This is a genomic window from Halobacillus sp. BBL2006 (assembly GCF_000786645.1).
GTDB lineage: Bacteria > Bacillota > Bacilli > Bacillales > Halobacillaceae > Halobacillus.
On sequence record NZ_JRNX01000589.1, the window covers coordinates 1 to 3,085 of the forward strand.

A 3,085-nucleotide genomic window follows, 5' to 3' on the forward strand; every position below is an offset into this window, starting at 1 on the left:
CCCCTCCCCCATAATGGCAAGGGGCGATGCAGTTGGACGAATCGGACGAATCCTTGCCCAACGATCCTAAATTCCCTCAAAATTTCGAAATCAAGTTTTCAGAATACTGCTATATAATGGAAGAACTAATCGAGGAAGTATAAATAACAACCTAAGATTCTTTGGGATTTAAGGGGCCTTTTAGGGCTCTATTTTTGTGTTTATGCATATTTAAACCAGTCGTTGTCGCATTCTATAGAAGAGTGTTTATTAAAATTAGGTAAATTTGGTTAACTTCCATATTCAAATTGTAAACTTCATTGTATGATGAAGGTAACTAGATGGCAGAGGTGATGGCAGATGGAACAAAAAATTTTAATTGTCGATGATGAAGAATCCATTGTTACACTACTTAAATATAATATTGAACAAGCTGGTTTTGAAACCGAAGTAGCCTACAATGGTACGGATGCTCTTGACAAAGCATCATCTACTTCTTTCGATTTAATCGTCCTTGATGTTATGCTTCCCGGTATGGACGGAATGGACGTTTGTAAGCAATTAAGACAGATGCAGGTGAATACACCAATTCTAATGCTTACGGCTAAAGATGATGAGTTTGATAAAGTGCTCGGACTTGAGTTAGGAGCGGATGATTATCTGACTAAGCCGTTCAGCCCGCGTGAGGTCGTAGCAAGGATTAAAGCGATTTTACGACGTATGGTCCGCGAACCAGTAGAAGTCGAAGAAAAGCAATTTCAAATTGCGGATCTATCCATATATCCAGAGCAATACGAGGCTACCATAAAGGACGAGCCTCTTACCTTTACACCGAAAGAATTCGAACTTTTGGTTTACCTTGCTCAAAATATAGGAAGAGTTATGTCGAGAGACCAGCTTTTGAGTGCGGTTTGGAACTATGATTTCGCTGGAGATACCAGGATTGTAGACGTTCATGTAAGTCACTTGAGAGAAAAAATTGAACCCGATACGAAAAAGCCTGTTTATATCAAAACCATCCGCGGTCTTGGCTATAAAATGGAGGAACCGAAATAAATGGGTTCAAACACAAGACCTCTATTTACATACACCATTCTTGTTGTCATCGTGATGGTGGGTCTTGGTATATTACTAGCCCAGCTGACAAGAAGTTACTTCATCAATATTTTTGAAGAACGTGTGGAAGTAGAGAGCCAATACTTTGCCTCTTATTTGAAAAGGTACACTTCAAATGAAGATGTAAATGAGGATGAACTGTACGAATTCAGTGAACAGCTGAATACAGGAATGGTCTTCGTCTCGAATGATGGTGAGATCATGATTGATACGGTAGAAGCTATAGATATCATTTCAGAAAATGAAAAGCAGACCGTACTCTCGCTAGTAAAATCGGGTGGTGGGGAGATTCGTGAAGGGAAGTTGATGGACAATACGTTCTACTTTCCAATGGAAATCCGAATTGAAAATACGGAAGGGACCTTAATTCTTATTTCACCTGTTAAATCACTGACCAATATTACGAAAAATATATGGTTGTTGATTGGGTTCGTACTTCTACTAGGATTGATAGTTATTTTCTTTATCGGGTATAACGTGTTTTCTAGATATATACGGCCGATCCGCGCGGCTGCTAATGTAGCAAATGAATTGGCAAAAGGTAATTATAAAGCGAGAACATATGAAGGTCATTTCGGTGAGGCTGGCCAATTAAGTCAATCGATCAACATATTAGCACGAAATCTTCAAGAAATGACAAGCACAAAAGGGATGCAGGAAAATCAGTTAGAAGCAGTGATTAACAATATGGGTAACGGGCTCGTCCTTATTGACGAAAAAGGGTACATCTTATTAGTGAACCGAGCCTTTCTCGATACTTTTGGCGGCGAGCAGAGTGAGTATGTCAGTTATTTGTATCATGATGCTATTCCATACACTGCTATTCACGAAACGGTCCAAAAAATATATATGTTTGAAGAGACGATTAGTGAAACTTTCGTATTGCCAGTCAACATCGATCGTAAACATTTAGAAGTGACAGGAGCACCGATTTTCAGTGAAGATCAGAAATGGAGAGGGACTGTTCTTGTTTTCCATGACATATCCGAGCTGAAGCAATTGGAACAAATGCGAAAAGACTTCGTAGCGAATGTATCGCATGAACTGAAAACACCGATCACTTCGATTCGAGGTTTTTCAGAAACCCTTCTCGATGGAGCTATGAAAGATGAAGCCATGTTAGAACAATTTCTATCTATCATCCTAAAAGAGAGCGGCAGACTTCAATCCTTAATTCAGGATCTCCTGGAGCTTTCTAAATTGGAGAGAGAAGATTTCTACTTGAATATTGAAAATGTGGAAATCCAGCGTCTGCTTAACGACTTGCTTCCCATAGTGCAACAGCATGCGGAGCAAAAGGAAGTCCGTCTCGAGGCTCATGTAGAAGGGGAAACCCTAATTCAAGGGGACTCGAGCCGCCTCAAGCAAGTTTTTATGAACTTGCTCACGAATGCGATCAATTATACCGGCTCAGATGGGGAAGTATCGCTTACTTTCACGGAAAAGAAAGAGGAAGTCGTTATATCTATATCGGATAATGGTGTCGGAATTCCTGAAGAGGAAATCTCAAGAATTTTTGAACGTTTTTACCGTGTAGATAAGGCGCGCAGCAGAAATTCCGGAGGCACAGGTTTAGGCCTGGCTATAGTAAAACACATTGTTGAAGCCCATCATGGCCGCGTTGATGTCGAAAGTGTTGTAAATGAGGGGACGACGTTTCATGTGAAGCTTCCGAGGAAGTTTACAAAAACTTAATCTTACATTAAATTAACATTTATATTTCTTTGATAGGATACTAATTGAAACCCTTTCATCCAAGGTGTTTTCTCTTTTTAGGTAGAAGCTTCCCTCGCTTCTACCTTTTTTTTTATGGAAAAGTAATGTTTTTGTTGTTTATTAGATATATTTTTGAAAATACAAAAATGAATCGTTAAGGTATTTCAACAAAACGTGCAGGATTGTGGAAGATTCGATTTCGAGATATTTGTGTGTGGAATAAGGGGCGTAGGGGAATGGCTCGCTTTCCTGTGGGGGAACCGGCGAGCTTCCT

At 39.8% G+C, this 3,085-nt stretch carries 2 protein-coding genes; both read left to right on the plus strand.

The window, feature by feature from the left end; translation table 11 throughout:
• Positions 1-339 precede the first annotated feature (339 nt).
• Positions 340-1,035: a response regulator transcription factor gene (locus tag LD39_RS16475; protein ID WP_035549967.1), complete on the plus strand. Its 696-nt coding sequence runs from the start codon at positions 340-342 to the stop codon at positions 1,033-1,035.
• A complete protein-coding gene (pnpS, locus tag LD39_RS16480) occupies positions 1,036-2,790 on the plus strand; it encodes a two-component system histidine kinase PnpS (protein ID WP_035549970.1) in 1,755 nt (584 codons plus the stop codon).
• Positions 2,791-3,085: the final 295 nt, after the last annotated feature.